This is a genomic window from Paenibacillus sp. 203 (assembly GCF_037027525.1).
Classification (GTDB): Bacteria; Bacillota; Bacilli; order Paenibacillales; family Paenibacillaceae; genus Paenibacillus; species Paenibacillus polymyxa_B.
This window is the reverse complement of sequence record NZ_JAXCHD010000009.1, coordinates 185,919-204,765: the sequence shown is the minus strand read 5'-3', so window position 1 is coordinate 204,765 and position 18,847 is coordinate 185,919. Positions and strand designations below refer to the sequence as shown.

The 18,847-nt window shown below is 45.5% G+C and carries 25 protein-coding genes; 7 read left to right on the top strand and 18 right to left on the bottom strand.

The window, feature by feature from the left end:
• Positions 1 to 24: 24 nt before the first annotated feature.
• From gatA to WA407_RS20660, 7 genes are all read right to left on the bottom strand, one after another.
• Positions 25 to 1,482, bottom strand: a complete 1,458-nt coding sequence (gene gatA / locus WA407_RS20690) for an Asp-tRNA(Asn)/Glu-tRNA(Gln) amidotransferase subunit GatA (protein ID WP_235309967.1) — start codon at positions 1,480 to 1,482, stop codon at positions 25 to 27.
• A gap of 27 nt (positions 1,483 to 1,509) precedes the next feature.
• Positions 1,510 to 1,797: an Asp-tRNA(Asn)/Glu-tRNA(Gln) amidotransferase subunit GatC gene (gene gatC, locus WA407_RS20685; RefSeq protein ID WP_013311910.1), complete on the bottom strand. Its 288-nt coding sequence runs from the start codon at positions 1,795 to 1,797 to the stop codon at positions 1,510 to 1,512.
• 304 nt (positions 1,798 to 2,101) lie between these two features.
• On the bottom strand, positions 2,102 to 2,488 hold the full coding sequence (locus WA407_RS20680) for a hypothetical protein (RefSeq protein WP_061831452.1): 387 nt from the start codon (positions 2,486 to 2,488) through the stop codon (positions 2,102 to 2,104).
• Positions 2,489 to 2,568: 80 nt separating this feature from the next.
• The gene (locus WA407_RS20675) at positions 2,569 to 2,778 is read right to left on the bottom strand and encodes a hypothetical protein (RefSeq protein ID WP_254329557.1); all 210 of its coding nucleotides are present in this window, start codon (positions 2,776 to 2,778) and stop codon (positions 2,569 to 2,571) included.
• Positions 2,779 to 3,020: 242 nt separating this feature from the next.
• Positions 3,021 to 3,650 (bottom strand): MBL fold metallo-hydrolase, encoded by a 630-nt coding sequence (locus WA407_RS20670; RefSeq protein ID WP_254329556.1) that lies wholly within the window; start codon positions 3,648 to 3,650, stop codon positions 3,021 to 3,023.
• A 3-nt stretch (positions 3,651 to 3,653) separates the two neighbouring features.
• On the bottom strand, positions 3,654 to 4,223 hold the full coding sequence (locus WA407_RS20665) for a thioredoxin family protein (protein WP_061831455.1): 570 nt from the start codon (positions 4,221 to 4,223) through the stop codon (positions 3,654 to 3,656).
• A gap of 1 nt (position 4,224) precedes the next feature.
• Positions 4,225 to 4,839 (bottom strand): DedA family protein, encoded by a 615-nt coding sequence (locus WA407_RS20660; RefSeq protein ID WP_013311915.1) that lies wholly within the window; start codon positions 4,837 to 4,839, stop codon positions 4,225 to 4,227.
• Positions 4,840 to 4,982: 143 nt separating this feature from the next.
• Between WA407_RS20660 and WA407_RS20655 the strand changes: the two genes are divergently transcribed.
• Positions 4,983 to 5,306, top strand: coding sequence for a hypothetical protein (locus WA407_RS20655; protein ID WP_013311916.1), 324 nt, complete (start codon positions 4,983 to 4,985; stop codon positions 5,304 to 5,306).
• 81 nt (positions 5,307 to 5,387) lie between these two features.
• On the opposite strand, the gene WA407_RS20650 is transcribed toward WA407_RS20655, so the two are convergent.
• Complete coding sequence (locus WA407_RS20650; protein WP_254329555.1) at positions 5,388 to 6,602, bottom strand: class I SAM-dependent methyltransferase; 1,215 nt, start codon at positions 6,600 to 6,602, stop codon at positions 5,388 to 5,390.
• Entirely contained in the window at positions 6,589 to 7,245 is a 657-nt protein-coding gene (locus WA407_RS20645; RefSeq protein WP_268820123.1) for a DUF6483 family protein, read from the bottom strand. The genes WA407_RS20650 and WA407_RS20645 overlap by 14 nt, the downstream gene beginning before the upstream one ends.
• Positions 7,246 to 7,638: 393 nt before the next feature.
• On the opposite strand from WA407_RS20645, the gene WA407_RS20640 reads away from it, so the two are divergent.
• Positions 7,639 to 8,205 (top strand): pyridoxamine 5'-phosphate oxidase family protein, encoded by a 567-nt coding sequence (locus WA407_RS20640; RefSeq protein WP_061831457.1) that lies wholly within the window; start codon positions 7,639 to 7,641, stop codon positions 8,203 to 8,205.
• Positions 8,206 to 8,299: 94 nt separating this feature from the next.
• Here WA407_RS20640 and WA407_RS20635 read toward each other — a convergent pair whose 3' ends face one another.
• Both WA407_RS20635 and yyaC read right to left on the bottom strand, forming a co-directional pair.
• Positions 8,300 to 9,094, bottom strand: a complete 795-nt coding sequence (locus WA407_RS20635; protein WP_336078273.1) for an alpha/beta fold hydrolase — start codon at positions 9,092 to 9,094, stop codon at positions 8,300 to 8,302.
• Between the two features lie 88 nt (positions 9,095 to 9,182).
• Positions 9,183 to 9,773 carry a spore protease YyaC gene (gene yyaC, locus WA407_RS20630; RefSeq protein WP_023990265.1) on the bottom strand — a complete coding sequence of 197 codons (591 nt, stop codon included), beginning with the start codon at positions 9,771 to 9,773 and terminating at the stop codon, positions 9,183 to 9,185.
• A gap of 120 nt (positions 9,774 to 9,893) precedes the next feature.
• Here yyaC and WA407_RS20625 point away from each other — a divergent pair, with 120 nt between their 5' ends.
• On the top strand, positions 9,894 to 10,121 hold the full coding sequence (locus WA407_RS20625) for a DUF1128 domain-containing protein (protein ID WP_013373034.1): 228 nt from the start codon (positions 9,894 to 9,896) through the stop codon (positions 10,119 to 10,121).
• A 198-nt stretch (positions 10,122 to 10,319) separates the two neighbouring features.
• Here the strand turns inward: WA407_RS20625 and WA407_RS20620 are convergent, their stop codons facing one another.
• Complete coding sequence (locus WA407_RS20620; RefSeq protein WP_336078272.1) at positions 10,320 to 11,039, bottom strand: pirin family protein; 720 nt, start codon at positions 11,037 to 11,039, stop codon at positions 10,320 to 10,322.
• 231 nt (positions 11,040 to 11,270) lie between these two features.
• On the opposite strand from WA407_RS20620, the gene WA407_RS20615 reads away from it, so the two are divergent.
• The 4 genes from WA407_RS20615 to WA407_RS20600 all read left to right on the top strand — a co-directional run bounded on the left by WA407_RS20615 (position 11,271) and on the right by WA407_RS20600 (position 13,394).
• Positions 11,271 to 11,975, top strand: a complete 705-nt coding sequence (locus WA407_RS20615; RefSeq protein ID WP_336078271.1) for a phosphatase PAP2 family protein — start codon at positions 11,271 to 11,273, stop codon at positions 11,973 to 11,975.
• Positions 11,976 to 12,112: 137 nt separating this feature from the next.
• The gene (locus tag WA407_RS20610) at positions 12,113 to 12,370 is read left to right on the top strand and encodes a GlsB/YeaQ/YmgE family stress response membrane protein (protein WP_013311925.1); all 258 of its coding nucleotides are present in this window, start codon (positions 12,113 to 12,115) and stop codon (positions 12,368 to 12,370) included.
• Positions 12,371 to 12,423: 53 nt separating this feature from the next.
• A complete protein-coding gene (locus WA407_RS20605) occupies positions 12,424 to 12,825 on the top strand; it encodes a YtxH domain-containing protein (RefSeq protein ID WP_023990268.1) in 402 nt (133 codons plus the stop codon).
• A 92-nt stretch (positions 12,826 to 12,917) separates the two neighbouring features.
• Positions 12,918 to 13,394, top strand: coding sequence for a DUF5665 domain-containing protein (locus WA407_RS20600; RefSeq protein ID WP_165179367.1), 477 nt, complete (start codon positions 12,918 to 12,920; stop codon positions 13,392 to 13,394).
• Between the two features lie 115 nt (positions 13,395 to 13,509).
• Here the strand turns inward: WA407_RS20600 and WA407_RS20595 are convergent, their stop codons facing one another.
• The 6 genes from WA407_RS20595 to WA407_RS20570 all read right to left on the bottom strand — a co-directional run bounded on the left by WA407_RS20595 (position 13,510) and on the right by WA407_RS20570 (position 18,828).
• Entirely contained in the window at positions 13,510 to 14,469 is a 960-nt protein-coding gene (locus tag WA407_RS20595; protein ID WP_254329548.1) for a magnesium transporter CorA family protein, read from the bottom strand.
• Between the two features lie 120 nt (positions 14,470 to 14,589).
• Entirely contained in the window at positions 14,590 to 15,363 is a 774-nt protein-coding gene (locus WA407_RS20590) for a sigma-70 family RNA polymerase sigma factor (protein WP_013311929.1), read from the bottom strand.
• Entirely contained in the window at positions 15,360 to 15,812 is a 453-nt protein-coding gene (gene rsbW / locus WA407_RS20585) for an anti-sigma B factor RsbW (protein WP_061831463.1), read from the bottom strand. Before rsbW ends, WA407_RS20590 begins: the two co-directional genes overlap by 4 nt.
• An 18-nt stretch (positions 15,813 to 15,830) precedes the next feature.
• Positions 15,831 to 16,169: an STAS domain-containing protein gene (locus tag WA407_RS20580; RefSeq protein WP_023990272.1), complete on the bottom strand. Its 339-nt coding sequence runs from the start codon at positions 16,167 to 16,169 to the stop codon at positions 15,831 to 15,833.
• A 99-nt stretch (positions 16,170 to 16,268) separates the two neighbouring features.
• Positions 16,269 to 17,939, bottom strand: a complete 1,671-nt coding sequence (locus WA407_RS20575) for a response regulator (RefSeq protein WP_235309958.1) — start codon at positions 17,937 to 17,939, stop codon at positions 16,269 to 16,271.
• A gap of 19 nt (positions 17,940 to 17,958) precedes the next feature.
• Entirely contained in the window at positions 17,959 to 18,828 is an 870-nt protein-coding gene (locus tag WA407_RS20570) for a CheR family methyltransferase (RefSeq protein ID WP_235309957.1), read from the bottom strand.
• Between the last annotated feature and the right edge of the window lie 19 nt (positions 18,829 to 18,847).

Genomic DNA, 18,847 nt, shown 5'->3' with positions numbered 1-18,847 from the left:
ATAGGTTCCCTCCTTTTTAGCAAATTACAGCTGCGGACGCTGCTTGTGAAATTCGGTATTTTGTTCAAAAGCATGAGCTACGCGTAGCACGGAAGACTCGTCAAAGGCCTTTCCGATAATTTGTAGTCCGACTGGCATTCCATCTGCAAGACCACAAGGAATGCTGATGGCTGGCACGCCAGCCAAGCTCACCGGAATCGTCAAAATGTCGTTCAAATACATCGTCAATGGATCATCCACTTGTGAGCCGATTTTGAAAGCTGTTGTCGGCGCAGTAGGTCCAATAATTACATCATATTGTTCAAATACACGATCAAAATCCTGTTTAATCAGCGTGCGCACTTTTTGAGCTTTCAAATAATAAGCATCGTAGTACCCGGAGCTGAGTGCATAGGTGCCCAGCATAATCCGACGCTTCACCTCGGGACCAAACCCCTGCGTACGGGACTGATGGTAAAGATCAAGCAGGTTGTCCGGATTGTCAGAACGCACACCATAGCGCACGCCGTCAAAGCGGGCCAGATTGGATGACGCTTCGGATGAAGCCAGCAGGTAGTATGTCGCTACCGCATATTCCGTGTGAGGGAGAGATACTTCTTCCCATACAGCGCCCAATCCTTCCAGCGTTTTCAGTGCGTCGAGCACCTTTTCCTTAACCTGTGGATCTACGCCCTCACCAAGATACTCTTTAGGCACAGCGATACGAAGTCCTTTTACATCCCCGGTTAAAGCGTTCAAATAATCAGGAATGTCTACCTTTGCAGAAGTGGAGTCCTTATGGTCATAGCCTGCAATGGCTTGTAGGACATAGGCCGAATCCTGAACATTTTTAGTAATAGGTCCAATTTGGTCTAAAGAGGAGGCAAAAGCCACCAATCCAAAACGGGATACTAGACCATAGGTTGGTTTCAGGCCAACTACACCGCAGTAAGAAGCGGGCTGGCGAATGGAACCACCTGTATCCGAACCGAGCGTGAAATAAGCCTCACCTGCTGCAACAGCCGCAGCCGAGCCGCCACTGGAACCGCCGGGAACACGTTCTAAATCCCAAGGGTTACGTGCAGGGAAAAAGCTGGAGTTCTCGTTAGAGCCGCCCATGGCGAATTCGTCCATGTTCATTTTACCGAGTGTCACAGTTTGCGCTGCGCGCAACTTGCTAACAACTGTGGCATCGTAAACGGGATCAAAATTTTTCAAAAACTGACTGCCACATGTTGTACGCAGCCCTTCTGTCACAATATTATCCTTAATACCAACCGGCAGACCAAACAACAACCCTCTTTCCTCTCCGGAAATCAGCTGATCATCCAGCTGACGTGCGGATGCACGGGCCTGTTCCTCGTCAACGGTAATATAAGCTCTGATCTTGTCTTCCCGCGCACCAATCGTCTCCAGAGCGTGTCCCACCAGATCACTCACGGAAATTTCCTTTTGATGCAGCTTGTTATGTATCTCGGGCAATGTGTTATTGAACAAGCTCAACTTGCATCCTCCTTTCAAATATGAGATCTATTCCAGAACAGCAGGAACCTTAAACTGTCCGTCTTCTTCTTCAGGTGCATTGCGCATCACTTGCTCATGTGTCAAACTTTCACGAACTTCGTCGTCTCGCATGACATTGCTGACGTGCAGCACATGAGTGGTCGGTTTTACCTGCTCCGTATCCAGCTCATTCAGCTTCTCCGCATAATGGAGAATGGCGTTTAATTGTCCTGTCATCGTTTCTTCTTCAGCCGCGGTCAGATTCAACCTAGACAGCTTGGCTACGTGACGGACATCTTCCGTGGAAATGTTCATACAAAACCCTCCTCATGTATATGAGGATTTTGCAAAAAGTCCAATAAATGACTGGAATCGAATTTTGCAAAATCCTGATATTAAAAAATGCTACACCGAACTTTGAAATAACGTTTTTAATTATAGGATAGAACCCTTTACAATTCAATCTTTGACGCGGTACAGAAGCAAACTGTACATCAATGAGGGAAATGTTGCTAAAAGAATATAAAAAAAGCACCTCTCGGTGCTCTTTCGAGATAACTATAAGAGCTGAGATTGTGCCCATTATATATTTTTAAAAAGAGTCGGCAGTAGCCGACTCCTATATCCAAGCACGCAAATTGACTTGTCTGATAAAATCAGCCTGTGACAACAACTCTGCCGCGGTTTCTTCTTCTTCAGTCTCTACCGAATCAAGACCACCGTTCATTACATGCTTGAACAGTTGCTCATTATGAGTAGCAAGGGCATAATCTATCAGCGCTTCACGCTCAATCCGCTCGGCTTCTAGCTTGAGAATACTCTCCTCCAGCTCGATGTCCCCGGATGGTACAAAAAAATTGCGGTTCACCTTCGGTACGCGAATGACATAGTCAAAAGCATTGTCCGCATTACGGTCGTAAGCAATGATATAACCATGTTCGCCCACAGGAAGATTCTGCTCAAAAGCATCCGCGACGATCATAATTCTAGCTCCTAAATGATGCATCGTTAGCCCCCCCGTTTGTCTGAACTTATCTGCTAAGTCTACTAAAAAAAAAGTAGCTTGTCTATATCATCTATGTATCTTCATAATCGACCGTCTCCACGTCCCAACCTGTGTTCATTCAGCCTCACATGCCAGTTTTGTGAAGGGATTCCGCCCTGTCGTCTCACCTTTTTCCAAGTTATGATCTTCGGTTCGGAACCTACCACAGAATCTTCAATATCTATTATATTGGGAACACGGAAACTACCTCCAATCTCACGTTGTACCCCATATATATGTTTTCTTTTCATTCTTGCTCCCCCTTGTGATCTGACGGCCTCATGCCTGTTTATCCTCTTAATGGGCAAAAAAAAGAACGCAAACCGGGATTCATCCACAGCTTGCGTGCTTCGCGAGTTTAGTATGTAACTTTAATAAATTTATGTTAACAAAAATAAAAACCTTTGTCTATACGTAATTTATAATTTGTTGTCGAAATGGGGCAAAACTTGTCACACCTTTGATTTTGCCCCTCCTGAAAGTTTCATCACATTTACCGGATATACGGATTGTTAGCTTTCTCATAACCGATGGACGTTTTGGGACCGTGACCGGAATAGACTGTAACGTCATCTCCGAGCGGGAACAATTTGTTTTGAATAGAATCGTATAGATCCCGTTCCCGCCCACCCGTCAGATCCGTGCGTCCAACGCCCTGACGGAATAGCACATCCCCGGAAAAAAGATCTTTGCCACACAAAAAGCTGACACTTCCGGGTGAATGGCCCGGTGTATGGAACACCTTGAACGTGTGCCCGATCAGGTTCAATTGTTGACCTTCCGCCAAATCGTATTCGGCAGGACCGGTTGAGATTGGTGGAGATGCCTCTGGCCACATCAAGGAGCCATTCAGCTTAGGAGATGTGAGCCAGTCTTGCTCCAAGGTGTGCAAATACACCGGACATCCTTTGGCATTGCGAATCTCCTCCACCCCTCCAATATGGTCAAAATGGGCATGGGTCAGCAGGATAGCTTCAATAGTCAGAGACTCAATCGCCCTCAGCAAAGGACCCGGATTCATTCCTGGATCAATAATAATGGCGCGCTGTGGATCATCCCCTTGAAGCAAATAAGCGTTCGTCTGAAGTGGACCGAGATTAAAGCTGCGAATAGATAGCACCATAAGTTAAAATCCCGAGATCAGCTCACGTAATTCCTGAACAATCACAGGATGGACCTCGGTTCCCTCCCCATATTTTTCAGCCATTTCTTTACGAGCAACTGCGATTTTTTCTTGATAATCATCGGCTTCCCGATCTGGATTTTCACGTTTGAATTCGATCATAATTTGTTGGACATGTGCAGGGCGTGGTCCCCAGTGGCCAAGTACGTGACCTCCTGTATCCGCAAAAATCACAATCGGTACAGCACGTCCGCCCATTGTCAGGAAGTCATCCATCAGCGCCTGATGGTTTTCCAAGATTAATACTTCGGTCGGAATCCCGCTATTCTCCAGTGCACGGAACACAACTGGCACATTGCGTACCACATCCCCACACCAGTCGGCAGCCAAAATAAGCACGCGCAGATCATCCCGATGGTTCAGGCTTTCAAAATACTCTCGATCCTCTTCGCGATTCCACACAAACTGATCGTACCCAGAGCGGAAGGCTTCTTTGTTCTTTTCCATGCCCTCCATAAACTGTTCAGGGCTTAAGCCCTTTCCGAAGTATTGCGATACATTAGTACGGCTCATGTTATACACTTCCTTTTTTGTTTTTGGACAAAATCCATTTGATAACAAAATAAATGATCAAGAGCGCAAGGGCAACCAGCAAAATCGGTTTGATGTAAGGTGCTGCCACTTCGTCAATTTGCTCCCACTTGTCTCCTAGCAGCATACCTAAATATATAAACAAAACAGACCAAGGTATAATCGCTAGCGTTGTCAAAATAGTAAAACGCCATACGTTCATTCGAGCCAACCCGGCAGGGATTGAGATGGCATGACGCACAACAGGAATAAAGCGAGCTGTGAAAATGACCCCTGTGCCGTATTTGTTAAACCAGGCTTCAGCATGGTCGACATGACTTTTTTTGATAAGTATGTATTTCCCGTACTTATCTAATACCGGTCTGCCGCCATAGCGTCCAATCCAGTAAATGAACAACTGGGCCAGAACCCCGCCAATCGTTCCAAAAACGACTGCGCCAAAAAAATTAATATGACCCGAGGATACTAAAAAGCCACCATAAGCGAGGACAATTTCGCTTGGAATGACCTCAACCATCAAGCCTAGCATAATACCAAAATACCCAAGACTACGAATGATCTCAAACAAATAATTAATGATACTAGATATTTGGTCCAATTCTCTTCCCACTCCCTGCCTGTTTCTCTATTTTCATTAGTGTATCACAGCGGCAGAACAAGTCGCCACTTCGCCCAATAGGGAGGTCAGTGACCCCGGCTCCTCTGCCCGCATAAGTTGGGAGAGAGAGGAGGGGGTACAATATGCCTCCCGGCAAATTCCCCAAACATGACAATTCACAATCCCGTTTACCCACGGCTCGTGGTATCCGCCGCGCATGTACCAAAGAGTTGTATCGAACCTGCAAACGTCTGCCTGTTCACATTGCTCCTGATCTGGTCAAGCAGGGCGAGGAGCTATACTGCCGCAAGGTCGTCGGACACCTTATCTGGATTGCGGAAAACCATAGTAATCGCAAACTACTATGCGACTGGTGGGACGAAGACGTCAGCGAGGAGCTCGCGGCATTGTGGAAGGTAGATCGCGATGTCTTGTGCACCGCTTTTAGAAGCGCCTATGGCGGATAGATGTTTTGCGTACTGCAACCATGAACTGTAAACTACAAAAAAGTGGAGCTACCCCGCAGTGGCCCCACTTTTACTATATTCCTAGCTATGTGTCTGCTTCTTCCCCGCTCCTTCGGGAAGCAAATCCGCACAAGCGCGTTCCAAATAAGGATCAGCATGAATAAAATCCCGAAATGCTGTGTATTCACGCCACAAAACGGATTGTTCTCCCGCCTGCCCTTTGACGGCACGAATCAGAATATTTTTAGGTGTATGCTCCATGTCGATAAATTCCAATAGCTGTGTCCGATATCCCATCATATCCAGCAATTTGGCCCGGATTCCATCCGTTGCCAGTGCAGAAAAACGCTCCTTTAAAATACCGTGAGATAGCAAAGGCTCCATTACCGGATTTTCTAGTTGGCTGAACAGCTCATGCTGGCAACACGGAACCGACAAAATAACGGATGCTCCCCAGCGGACGGCCTTTTCCAGCGCCGCATCTGTTGCTGTATCACAAGCGTGCAAGGTAACAACCATATCCACCTGTTCCAGTTCGTTATAGTCTGCGATATCGCCGACCAGAAACTCCAACTGTCGATATTGCAGCTTTTGAGCCAGAACATTACAGGTTTCAATGACATCTGCCTTCAAGTCCAAACCAACGATCTGCAATGGTCGCTTTTGCTGTACAGCCAAATAGTGATACAGCGCAAAGGTCAAATACGATTTGCCACAGCCAAAATCCACAATCGTCAGAGGGCGGCCTACCGGAAGGCTGGGCAATACATCCTGCACCATTTCGAGAAACCGGTTAATTTGACGAAACTTATCATACTTGCGGGCCAGTACCTTACCATCCTCATTCATAATCCCCAGCTCAATCAGGAAAGGAATTCGTTCCCCTTCTTCAAGCACATACTGCTTTTTGCGATTATGAGACAGGTCGGCTTTACTTTTGCTCGGTGACTTTGTCAGAATGGATACTTTGTATTTTTTACTGATCAGCACTTGGTAGTCTGCATCCTTGGCGCATAAAAGTCCTTGGCGGAACGTGTCCTCAAACAAGGCAGTCATACGCTCATTAGCTTCGTCAGGGGTCAGATTTTCATGAATGACTTTGTTGCTGTAATGAAAAGCAAACTGGTAATGCAGCTTGTTTTTCAATTCCACTGGTTTGATTTGTACTTTAGTAAAAGAAGCATCCTCCCGTTTGCGAAGCTGACTCAGCGTCGCTGTTATGAGGGATCCTCCCGTAGTCAATTGGTATATAAGTTCGCGCAGTGAATCCAAAAGGTACATCTCACTTTCTTTCATGTAATTGGGTGATCTCGGTCAAACCCTCGGTGACTTCCTGGCGTGAAATTCCACCCAGCTCCAGCTCTGCATTGGTCTTATCCAGTAAGTGACTGTAAAACGCCTCCGCTTCGGATAGAAGCTCTGGCTGCTCCCATGCCAATCCAAACCAGACATCGGCGGCTTCGTCCAGCCTGTTTTCTCGCTCGTAATGAACAGCCAACAGTTTGCTGGTTTCAGAGGGAAGCTCATATTCACGCACCAGTTTTACGATACACGCTATTCGTTCAGGCAGGACCTGCAGATCACGAGTCGCGCCATTCGTATCGCTGTACAAATATAAATGAAGAGATTTCATCAAGATTCGTATGCCCTCGTCTGTTCTACTGGTTTCCAGGTAAATCACGGCTTCTTCCTCTAAAATGCGAGCCACCTGCTGGATCTTGTCTGCTTCAATTCCAGGGCCCAATCGGAAAAGCTCAATAATTTGTTCCGGCGGTAATCGTCTGAGCAGATCTGAACGAAGACGAAACTGCTTGTTGAGCAGATCATCTAACTGTTTTAGCGCTTCGACATGTTTATTTTCACGCCTTAGACCGAGCACCGATGCTACTGCGGATGTCAATTCTTCCATCATACTGAGCAAATAATCTTTTCTAAGCAAGCCGTTCCCTTCCTTTCATCCCGATGCCTAGACAACCAGAAACTCTGTCTTCTGATTGTATGACATCCTTGTCTAAAAGCCAAATGCCCTACCATGCAGAAATACCACTTATAACCTTCACCCTCAGTTAATAACATCAATGATCAGGAAGTCAGAATGCTCACGTATGGCAGTGAATTCCTACGGTACAGTACTTTATAGCTGATCATGTGACTAGCGAATGACGAGTTTTTTTAATCAATATTGCTTCTTCGTTAGTGTTGTGTTATTTTTGTTTCATACGAAACAAAAAATAATCAGTATATTTAATCATTCCATAAAATTATTTATAATAATTAATTTCTTTAGAAACAAAATTTATATGAATATTTTTGTGAGAAAGGATGATGGAGTTTGGGTAAACAATTTAGCTCGATATTACCGGAACATCAAGAGTTTATACAGCGGCAGCACATTTTCTTTGTAGGATCAGCACCGCTATCCAAGACAGGGCACGTTAACCTTTCCCCCAAGGGATATGATTCCTTTCGTATTCTATCGGACCAAAGGGTAGCCTATCTCGACTTGGCGGGAAGCGGCAACGAGACAAGCGCCCACATTATCGAGAACGGACGGGTAACAATCATGTTTTGTGCATTTGAGGGCGCTCCCAGTGTACTAAAGCTCTATGGTACTGGTACCGTCGCACTGCCCGATACTAAGCAATGGAATGAACTGTACCCTCTCTTCAACCCGCTTCCCGGTGCAAGACAAATCATTGTTGTGGACGTTCATATGGTGCAGAATTCATGTGGTTTTGCGGTTCCCTTTATGACATACACGAGCGAACGGGAAAAGCTGAAGGAAGTCTCGATTCAGATGGGAGAAGAAGCACTTAAAAAATATGCCTATGAGAAAAATCTGGAGAGTATTGACGGTTTGCCGACAGCGTTTGCCTTTAACAAAAGCAATATAAATTAGACACCTTACACACCTAAAAATAATTGACTACCCAAAAACCGGAACCTTCTAATTATCACATCAGAATTGTTCCGGTTTTTGGGCTTACCTCAGTCTACTTTTTCAAGTTTTGCTCTAAAAATGTCAAGATGGTGTTCGCTAATAACTCCGGTGCCTCGAACAAGCTCATGTGACCTACTTCCGGTAGGCTAACCTGAGTTACTCCGGCCCGATCTGTTGTAAACGTCCGCGCTGGAGGAACCGCCTGATCCTGCTCCCCCGCTACTAAAAGGGCTGGCAATGCAGAAGCCGACAATACATCCCGACGATCAGTACGCTCGCGCATAGCCAGTGATGCTCCTACGGCTCCTTGTGGTGGTGTTTTGTAGCCAATTTCTTTGACTTTAAGTAATTGGCTAGACATTGACTCCACATGATCAGGAGCAAACAGTCCCGGTACGAGTCCATCTACAAAGGTCGTAATCCCCTCCGTTTGGATGGTGGATACAGCCTTATTCCGCTTTTCTTTACCTTCATCCGTATCTGCATATGCTGTGGAATGAATCAGTCCAAAGGCTGTCAGGCGTTCTGCATGTCTCTGCACTGCCGAAAGGGCAAGATAGCCTCCTAGGGAGTGACCAAACCAGGCAGCCTGAGGAATGTCCAATTGTTCTTGAAGTTTAAGCACATCATCTGCCATTTGATCAATAGTATAGGCTCCTAGTGGAGCATCGCTGCGTCCGTGTCCACGCAAGTCTGGAACAATACAACGATAGCTTTGGGATAGCAAGGGAACAACCTCATCCCAGTAGGAAGAGCTTCCGCAAAATCCGTGCAATAGAATGATCGGATCTCCTTTTCCCTGTTCGGCATAGCAGATCGTCGTTCCTTCGCATAATACCTTTTCCATGTGGAACCCTTCCTTCTCTGTATATAATCTATTGGATCTGAATATATTAGTGAGTAGAACATGCTGATGTATATTATTAAGCAGACCATCAATATCTGAAACGGTAACCCTCTGGAAAATCTTGCGAAGCTGTTTTTAAACCAAATTCATAAGCCGCCGCATTAGCAATATGCGCAGCCATGGTCATGACCAAGTGAAGCGACGTCATTTGGAGTGTCCAATAGGGCTTGGGACTGCGCTCATTCACAATCGCTGCAACACTATAATGACCAACAGACGGCAGAGACAGCCCCACCGATCGCGCAGGAGTTAGCGGTTCACGCGCAATAAGAAACATTCCCGTTGAGCCGTGCTGTCCAAGACAAGCATCTATGGCGATCACATGATGATCTTGGGGAATGCACTCCAAGTATGAAACCAGATGATCTGCATCACAGGGCTCCGTCATTGTGCCAATCACGTGCGGAAAGCCTTGCTCCTTGAGCATGGTGCCTACCAGTGGCCCGAGTGAATCACCCGAGGAGCGATCTGTACCGATGCAAACAAAAGTCAACTTATCTATAGCATGCTGATGATGAATTTCTCGGAAAAACGGCGCAAGTCCATCTCGATCTGTTTTCTTTACATTATGTTCTAAGGACGAGCGACCAGGTGCGGAAGCTCGATTATACAAAGACAACTTTGTCCATCCTCCTTGATTCGGTTGTATATCAGTAATCTGGCTTTCAGTACATTCTACAACAAAAACATGATACAATACAGGCAACTTCCCCTGTTATGAAAGGATGGAAAATTAACGATGGATTTGTCTGTACCGTCTCATGCCAACATTGAGTATATGATTGAGGGTATTAAAACCAAGCTCCGTATGGCGAGTGGTGCTGCTATGCAGGCATCCGCTTTCTCGCTGGAGCAATACGAGGACATCCATGATGTCTATGATATGGTGATAAGCAAGCCTAACCTGAGCATTTCAGAGGTTGAAGCTATTGTTTCTGAACTGGGTAGATTGCGTAAGTCCTCCTGAATTAGCTTATAGTAATACAGCTTAGCTGTATTACAACCTATCATCATGAACAACAGCCTTCATGATAGTGGCCCTGTCAGCGTAAATAAAGCTCGTATCTCCGCTCGTCTCAACAGACGTGCAACGCGGGATACGAGCTTTATTTTTTCGATTGCATATATGCATTTCCATACACTTTTTCACTCACTCAAGGATGCTTCAAGGCAAATCCGCAAACACCAATTCAGATATATCCTCATTGCCTGTTGCTCGTATCTTTAATGTACAGCTTTTTTGAATTCGCGCGGCATCGCCAGGCCCTAACTGAAAATCCCCATCCTGGCACGTAACTTCCACATGACCGCTAACTACATAGATGTGGGTGCGGCGCTCCTCTTGCTGCGGATATTCAAGCTGCTGTCCTTTTTCCAATCTGCTCAGATACAGATTTATATCCTGCGCGATGGATAACGCTCCCTCCACTTCTGAACCAGACACAACAGGCTGAAGCCGATTTAGACGTTCACTGTGCTTGAATCTTTGCACTTGATAAGAAGGCTGAATGCCAGGACTCTCGGGTAAAAACCACATTTGCAAAAAACGAACCGGTCTTTCATCCCCAGTATTTCGCTCTTCATGTTCAATTCCGGTGCCTGCACTCAGAACCTGGATCGAGCCGCTTTTCAAATCCTGCTCATGTCCTAGGCTGTCGCTATGATGCAATTGACCTTCAATCACGTAGGTGACGATTTCCAAATCGTGATGCGGATGTTTTTTGAAGCCTTGCTGCGGTTCAAGCTCATTATCATTATGGGCTAGCATACAGCCAAAATGGGCATTGCTCGGATCTTCATAATCGGCAAACGAAAAGCTAAACTCACTATGAATCCATCCTTTATTTGAGGTATGTCTTTCTGCCGATGTCACTATTTTAATCATCCTTAACACCTCCATGGATTACAGTTCCGTAAAGCAGCTTTGCTTCGTGATGACTATTCCACTTCCGGCCCTGGCATTACAAACGCTGTGATACGATCCCTTTACCCCGGGCTTATATGCCTCAATCAGCCTGTCGTCTCCGTCGGGTTTTGCTCTTAAGTTCATTATTAGTTAAGTTAATAGTACGAAAAATTGAATCTATCACAGCCATAAGGAGGAGATTTATTACATATGCTATCTCATGAACCCCAACCATCTCGGTTCCTACCAAGCTATTTGCGTCGTAGTCTGTATGCATCTATTATCATGATCGCTGTGTTGCTTCTCATCGCCTACTCTGTGAAGTGGATTGGCACAGCTCCTTTTCTATATTGGGATGAACGCATACAGGATGCCGTTTTTCCAGACACAGCAGCTGCTCGTTACCAACTGCTAACCATCGCTATATTCATTACATCTTTCGGTTCATTCCGCATGTCGTTGATCATCGCCCTCGGTGCTGCTACCTTGTGTTGGGTCAGCCTTCGTTCAAAAGCTTATTCCTTTGCGATCCTAAGCAGCTTTACGGCGATGTGGGTGCTGAATACGCTCATTAAGGAAATTTTGCAACGGGAACGCCCGTCACTTCAACATTTGGTTGAAGCCGGGGGTTATAGTTTTCCCAGCGGTCATGCGATGATTTCCATGGGATTTTTCGGAATGGTATTTGCCATTTGGGCCATAGAACGAAAGATTCGTGGGCGTTCGCTCTTTCTTCCGTGCGCTCTGGGTGCACTACTGATTCTCTTGATTGGATTAAGCCGCGTATATCTAGGCGTTCACTTTCCTACAGATATTGTGGGCGGCTATATTGCAGGTATAATTTGGCTGGTGTTTACCGTTCCTGTGATCTATTGGCGAGCGCGCATGAAGCTTCCTTCCACTCCCCACCGGTAAATGTCTGAGTCGGCTTTTTGTTTCACTCCGGGTCACGACGTTTATATACGAAGTAAGCAAGGCTCAGCAATATCGAAGCTCAGCCTTCATTAAAAACGTTATGGTTTTGTGAACTTAGGATAAGGGAGGCGATCCTTGTGTGGGGAATTGTACTAAGTATTGTAATGGCTATTATTATCGGATTGATTGGCGATGCACTAGCTGGTCATGAAATGCCTGGCGGCATTGCGGGCTCTATGATTGCTGGATTTGTAGGAGCTTGGCTAGGTGTCATGCTATTGGGAGACTGGGGCCCGGTCATCGGAGATTTTGCAGTCATTCCAGCCATACTCGGAACCGCATTGTTCGTGTTCTTGCTCGGACTGGTGTCCAGGCTATTAAGAAGGGCTACCTAAAATTTTATATATATTTTTTTTATTCTTTAATTCTATAAGAGGAGTGATATAACATGAGTAACATTGACAATCAAAATATGGCAAGTACTTCAGGTTTTGCAAAAGGTTTATTTATTGGAGGTTTGATTGGTGCTGCCGCAGCCCTGCTGTTCGCGCCGAAGCCGGGTCGTGATTTGCGTAGTGATCTGTCTGATAAAATTACAGTTGTCTCTGATAAAACAAAGGACGTGGCATCTGTAGTGAGCAGCAAAGCGACCGATTTGGCCAAAACCGTTTCCACCAAAACAGCAGATGTAGCCAAAACGGTATCCGAGAGCAAAGACAATATCGTATCCAGCGTAACCAAGGCTTCTGCAGATGTCGCTAATGAAGCAGCCAAAGCGGATAAAGAAGTTATGGATGCAACGGCTCAAGCGGCCAAGGATACGCAAAAACAATTGAATGCAAATTCCTAATAGCTACACATTCTGATGGCAAAAAAATAAGCCCTACACTGAACAGCCAGCATGCAAGAAGCTGGCTGTTTTTAAATGATAGAAAGGCTGGGATGACGATGAACAAGCCAAATTCCTATGGAGATGATCTTACCGCGAACAACAAAAGAACCTTTCATCCCCTACAGGCTCAAGATCAGCCAGATGAAGTTTCATCCAAGCAGACTTCTTCTACTCATAATCATGTTAAAACACATGATCAGGAGAGGGACTTTGATGTAAATGAGCATCCTTTTGAGTTGCGCCATGAGGTCAAGCGGCTTAACAAACGCTTAGATCAAATAGCAGATACGCTCGAAAGAGCAGAATTCAAAGATATTCTGGAGAACTACTCCAGCACTAAAAGAAGAATTATGAGCAATCTGACCGCAGGCATTGCACGTGGTCTCGGTCTTACGCTGGGTACAGTGGTCATACTCGCCTTGCTCGCTTGGTTGCTCAGTTTCCTGGTGCAATTAAATCTTCCGGTCATCGGAGATTTCATCGCCGAATTATTAGGATATATCAAAATGAGCCAAGGTACTAAGTAATTGTCCCTATCTCATTTAAAAACGATCCATCGTAACCGGTAATAGACTCCTCAAAGAGCCTCCAGTTACGATGGATCATTTTTTATTTGTAAATTGTAACAGCTGTAATCAGCCGCTACAATTTGTTGCGCTTGTTAGCCTTCAATAAGTCTCCTGTCCACCCCTTCATCATCAGCCAGCCGTACATTCCCGCCATACTTAGCAATGTGGCAATAATCACGGTGGTAAAACCCCAGCCTGTTTTAATCCAAGGCAGATTTTCAAAGTTCATGCCCCATATAGCGCCCACTACGGTTGCTGGTGTAAATACGGCGGTGACAATGGTCAGCGTCTTCGTAATCTCATTCCCCCTAAATGCGGAAATGGCGTCGTCAATGGAGATCAATGTGTCGATTTCCTTTTCATAATGCAGGAAAAGTCCTTCCATCCGAGTAACACGGTAAAGTAACTGCTTAAAAAAACGATTCTCCTCCAGTTGATCCAGATATGCCTCCCGAGAAGCCGTCACCAGCTCTGAAAAAGGAATGAACATATTGCTCCAATACAACAGCTCGAAACGTGCATTCAATATAGAATCCATCAGCGTACGGGCATTCCTTTTCTCCATCTCCTCTTCCAGTCTTCTCAGGTTGATCTCGAACTTATCCATACCTGTATGAAAATAATGAAGCACGGCTCTCGCCAATACAAACATGCCGTCAGCTGCATCCTCACACTGTTCCAGCATTTTTTGGCGTTCCGCGGTGTGCATGATTTCACGGGTATTTTGATCCAGATTTAACGTCACTAACTTTTGGTTTAGAACCAGAAAATAAAACTTGTTGCAATTACGCTGACTGTCGATCTCCTCCTGAACGGAGTAGATTAGCGACCCGTACATTAAGGGCTGATTGCCATCTGGAAAGCGCACAGATATAAAGCTGGATGGACTGTCCTCTACCTTGTCCAGCCATTCCGCGGCTTCTGGGAGCTTCTCCTTCAAGTGCTGTATGACCGAATCTTGCCAATTCCCAGCACTGATGTCCCACCATTCCCATCCTCCACGAAAGGAAGAAATCTGTTCAAATGCTGTCATGGATTCCAACCTTCCTCCCAACCTTTTTCGCTTTATAAAAAGGACACGCTTCCCATATCGGAATAACGTGTCCTTACGATGTGACGCCAAATATGTTAAGCCAAGAATTCCGCGGTCTTCTCATGAAATAGAGGAATTAGACATAATCTGCTTCAGCTTTTCTGTTGCCCGCTTCTGAATACGGGAAACGCTCATCTGCGATACGCCCAACGTCTGTGCAATCGCACGTTGAGATTGACCGTCCTGAAATGCCAGAAGAAGCACCTTTTGTTCCTGCTCCTTCAGTTGGCTTAAAGCCTGCTGCAAATCCATTCGTTTTTCCACAGTGTCATAATCGTTAGCATCCGAGCTAATGAGCTCGCCTAACGTAGCTGCACTCTCTTCCTGGGATAAAGGCGAGTCCAGTGAAACATAGTGATAGCACTCACGGCCTGCAAGCACCTCAATCGTTTCTTCCACGGTAAGATCCAAATAGGTCGCAATCTCATCCACATTGGGTGAACGTTCCAATTTAACGGTCAGTTCATCAATAGCATGTTGAACAAGCGCACCCTTTTCCTTAATACGGCGAGGAACCTGGATGTACCAGGATTTGTCGCGCAAATAATTTTTCATATGTCCCAACATACTTTTCATAGCGTACGGTTCAAATGGGATACCCAAGCTGATATCGTATTGCTGAAGCAGACGTATCAAAGCCATCTGACCGGTCTGATATAAATCCTCGTATAAGTCCGGACGGTTACGGGAGATCTTCCCGGCAGCCATCTTGACCATTGGCTCATACTTGCGGATCAGCACGGTAGCAATCTCGTTATCTTTGGTTTGCTGGTACTCCCAGATTAGACCAACGGCTTCATCCATCGACTCCGGGGGAGTTACCTTTTCATTCATACTCTTTCCTCACTTCTGGTTAGGCGCTTTACCAGCACCACTTCGGTGCCTTTTCCTGTCTCATTCAAGATATGGACATCGTCCATAAGCGCCTGCATGAGATAAAAGCCTAATCCGCCTATCTGCGCATCATTCAACTCCTTGTCATGCAAGGATGCGATACGGGACGGGTCCTCCACACGCTCAAAGCTCTCCCCTTCATCTTTGACACGAATGGACAACGAAGCTTCATCAAATTCAAATGTCACTTCCACGACTCCCCCCTCATGACCATATGCATAAAGGACAGAGTTATTACAGGCTTCCGATACAGCCACTTTCATGTCTTCAATATCCTCATAAGAGAATCCCATTTTCGCGGCAATACCGTATAAATTTAATCTTACAATATCAACAAAGTCAGCAGTTGCCGGCAAATTAAGAACTACTTTTTGAATTTGAGCATTCATTTCTTTTTCTTTCCTTTCCTATTGGGAATTCTCCTGGGGGACAAAGAATTTGGCAATACCGGTCATATCAAACAGCTTTTGAATTTGAGGCGGTACCTCTTGGACAGCAAAGCGAGATTCCATCCCATGCCTTGCTTTTAAAATGGATAACAAGATACCAATACCCGTGCTGTCAATGTATTTAAGGTCTCTCAAGTTAATAATCAAATCTTGGCTGGACTCCCCCACCAAAGGCTCCATCACCAGACGAAAATCAGGTGCTACCGAAAGATCCAACTCTCCACTCAGATAAACGGTATTTACGCCATCGGTTGTTTCTGTAATTGCATTAAATTTCTCATTTTTATTTGTATTCATAGGCCTACTCTCCCGAAAAAAGATTTCCCTACATACTAACCCATTATACGAGCGTTTGAATCACGGTATAACTTTTTAAACACTACCAAATGCCACCATCTAGGCTTCATTGATTTGATCTTTACCCGGCTGCATTGGAAAATGGTCCGGAGAATGCCGTAGCAACGCCTGTTTTACACTGCTGATTTTAACGGGCTTACTAATATAATCGTTCATCCCAGCTTCAATACATCGAGGCTGAATACCCTCCATGACGTTAGCCGTCATGGCGATAATGGCAGGTTGGGATCTTCCCGCCAATTGTTCACGCACTCTACCCGTACACTCCAGACCGTCCATCACAGGCATTTGCAAGTCCATAAAGATATAGTCATAGTCCTGATTCGCCATGACCATATCAAGCGCCTGTTGCCCATCTGCTGCCACATCTGAAGCTAAACCGAGCTTATCCAGTATATTAACCATTAGCTTCTGGTTGATCGGATGGTCATCCACCACCAGTACAGGTTTACGACTTGGAGACTCCTGATGTGGAATTTCCCAATCGTGGCTGGACTCCCCCTCCAGTTCATTTTCCTCAGCAAAGCCAAGCTTCATTGTAAAGTGAAACGTCACGCCTTGTTCTCCGCTCGTATCTACACGGATATCTCCGCCCATCATATTCACCAAGGTTTTACAAATGGCAAGTCCTAACCCGGTACCACCATATTTACGCGTCATTGAAGAATCCAGTTGGGAAAAGGGCTGAAATAGCCTTCCGACCTTAGCCGAATCAATGCCAATGCCTGTATCCTTCACAGAAAACTCAACGGTAAGTCCATTGTCGCTTTGCTCTTTGACAGATGCGAAGACATATACCCCGCCCCGGTCTGTAAATTTGACGGCATTGGATACTAGGTTAATCAACACTTGTCGCAATCGCCCCATATCTCCATATAACACCGGTGGCATCTGTTCATCGAGAAAATAAACCAGCTCCAAGTTCTTTCGGTTGACTTCTACTGTAAACAGGCTGAAAACTTCCTTGATACAGGAAACCAAATCAAAAGGATATTCCTCTACCTCCATTTTGCCTGACTCCAGCTTGGTAAAGTCCAGAATATCATTAATGACCGCTACCAGCGCGTCTGCGCTACGACGGATGATATCAGCATATTCCTGCTGATCGGTCTGCAGCTCTGTCTCCATCAGCAGATCAATCATGCCAATAACACCGTTCATTGGTGTGCGGATCTCATGGCTCATCATTGCCAGAAATTCTGTTTTGGCATTGGCAGCAATCTCTGCTGCCTCCTTGGCGGCAATCAGTTCGCTGTTCATCTTCTCGAGCTCCTGCGTCTTGTGGTGAAGCAGCATGGACTGTGTCTTCAAGCGTTTGTTTGTCAGATACATTTGCACGAAGCCTTCAATTTTAGACTTGAGAATTTGAGGGATGAACGGCTTCACCATATAATCAATACCACCAGCTGAATATCCCGCAAACAAATGCTCCGCTTCCTTGCTGTTAGCTGAAATAAAGATAATCGGAATATCCTTTGTTTTCTCTCTGGCCTTGATTAACTTCGCAGTCTCAATTCCATCCATACCCGGCATCTGCACATCAAGGACTACAAGTGCGAATTCATCTTTTAATAGACATCGCAGCGCTTCTTCCCCGGATGTGGCTTTTACCAGATTATATTGTTCACTCTCCAGCACTGCCTCAAGAGCGAGCAGGTTCTCAGGTCTGTCATCTACCAGCAATATATGAATCGGTTCATGAAGCCCCATGGAATCCTCCTAAGCATCTCTATTTAATCTTCCGGTATATTTTTTCTATCCGGTCCAGCGGCTCGTAGGAATCACTATAATCGGTAAAATGTATGGATTCCTTGGCCCCAAGCACCAACACACCAAAATGACTCAAGCTATCATAAAACAACCCATGTACATGGTTGCGAAGTTCGTCGTTAAAGTAGATCATGACATTCCGGCAAAAAATCACATTGAACTCGTTAAAAGACCGGTCTGTCGCCAAGTTGTGCTCCGCAAAAATAATATTTTTCCGTAAAAAAGGATGAAACATCACTGAATCATACTTGGCTGTATAATATTCAGAGAACGATTGTGTGCCCCCGGACTCCAAATAATTTTTGGTATACAGCTTCATTCGGTCGATCCCGTATACGCCTTCCTTCGCCTGCTGTAAAGACAGGTTATTCATATCCGTCGCATAAATGCGAGCCTTATCATATAAGCCTTCTTCATGCAGCAAGATCGCCATAGAATATACTTCCTCACCAGTGGAACAACCTGCATGCCAGATTCGAATGTACGGATACGTTCGTAAAATAGGAATGATTTTCTGCCTGAAGTTCAGAAACAGCTCCGGGTCACGGAACATCTCGGTCACCGGAATGGAAAGGCTTTGTACCAGTCTATCGAAGGCGCTGCGATCATGCAGCACCTTCTCCTGTAGTCCTGATATCGTGCTTACATTCTCGGACTGCGCATGATAATAAACACGCCGCTTAATCGAAGGCAGAGCATAGTTACGAAAATCGTAGCCGTACAGCCGATGTATACCTTCCAGCAACAGCTCAATCTCAATCATTTCCCGCTCAGTATCATTCGATTTCACTTCATTAGCAGCATTATCCGCCATATCCTTAGATGTCATAATCTCTCTCCAATTCCTA

Excerpts from the sequence above, each read along its gene's own strand:
- WA407_RS20670 (WP_254329556.1), bottom strand. The coding sequence starts at position 3,650 with ATGGTGCTATCTATTCGCAGCTTTAATCTCGGTCCACTTCAGACGAAC.
- WA407_RS20650 (WP_254329555.1), bottom strand. The coding sequence starts at position 6,602 with ATGAAAGAAAGTGAGATGTACCTTTTGGATTCACTGCGCGAACTTATA.
- WA407_RS20625 (WP_013373034.1), top strand. The coding sequence starts at position 9,894 with ATGGATTTGTCTGTACCGTCTCATGCCAACATTGAGTATATGATTGAG.
- WA407_RS20600 (WP_165179367.1), top strand. The coding sequence starts at position 12,918 with ATGACGATGAACAAGCCAAATTCCTATGGAGATGATCTTACCGCGAAC.
- WA407_RS20580 (WP_023990272.1), bottom strand. The coding sequence starts at position 16,169 with ATGAATACAAATAAAAATGAGAAATTTAATGCAATTACAGAAACAACC.
- rsbW (WP_061831463.1), bottom strand. The coding sequence starts at position 15,812 with ATGAATGCTCAAATTCAAAAAGTAGTTCTTAATTTGCCGGCAACTGCT.
- WA407_RS20635 (WP_336078273.1), bottom strand. The coding sequence starts at position 9,094 with ATGGAAAAGGTATTATGCGAAGGAACGACGATCTGCTATGCCGAACAG.
- WA407_RS20655 (WP_013311916.1), top strand. The coding sequence starts at position 4,983 with ATGCCTCCCGGCAAATTCCCCAAACATGACAATTCACAATCCCGTTTA.
- WA407_RS20615 (WP_336078271.1), top strand. The coding sequence starts at position 11,271 with ATGCTATCTCATGAACCCCAACCATCTCGGTTCCTACCAAGCTATTTG.
- WA407_RS20590 (WP_013311929.1), bottom strand. The coding sequence starts at position 15,363 with ATGAATGAAAAGGTAACTCCCCCGGAGTCGATGGATGAAGCCGTTGGT.
- WA407_RS20605 (WP_023990268.1), top strand. The coding sequence starts at position 12,424 with ATGAGTAACATTGACAATCAAAATATGGCAAGTACTTCAGGTTTTGCA.
- WA407_RS20620 (WP_336078272.1), bottom strand. The coding sequence starts at position 11,039 with ATGATTAAAATAGTGACATCGGCAGAAAGACATACCTCAAATAAAGGA.
- WA407_RS20675 (WP_254329557.1), bottom strand. The coding sequence starts at position 2,778 with ATGAAAAGAAAACATATATATGGGGTACAACGTGAGATTGGAGGTAGT.
- WA407_RS20595 (WP_254329548.1), bottom strand. The coding sequence starts at position 14,469 with ATGACAGCATTTGAACAGATTTCTTCCTTTCGTGGAGGATGGGAATGG.
- WA407_RS20570 (WP_235309957.1), bottom strand. The coding sequence starts at position 18,828 with ATGACATCTAAGGATATGGCGGATAATGCTGCTAATGAAGTGAAATCG.
- WA407_RS20680 (WP_061831452.1), bottom strand. The coding sequence starts at position 2,488 with ATGCATCATTTAGGAGCTAGAATTATGATCGTCGCGGATGCTTTTGAG.
- WA407_RS20665 (WP_061831455.1), bottom strand. The coding sequence starts at position 4,223 with ATGAGCCGTACTAATGTATCGCAATACTTCGGAAAGGGCTTAAGCCCT.
- gatC (WP_013311910.1), bottom strand. The coding sequence starts at position 1,797 with ATGAACATTTCCACGGAAGATGTCCGTCACGTAGCCAAGCTGTCTAGG.
- WA407_RS20575 (WP_235309958.1), bottom strand. The coding sequence starts at position 17,939 with ATGGGGCTTCATGAACCGATTCATATATTGCTGGTAGATGACAGACCT.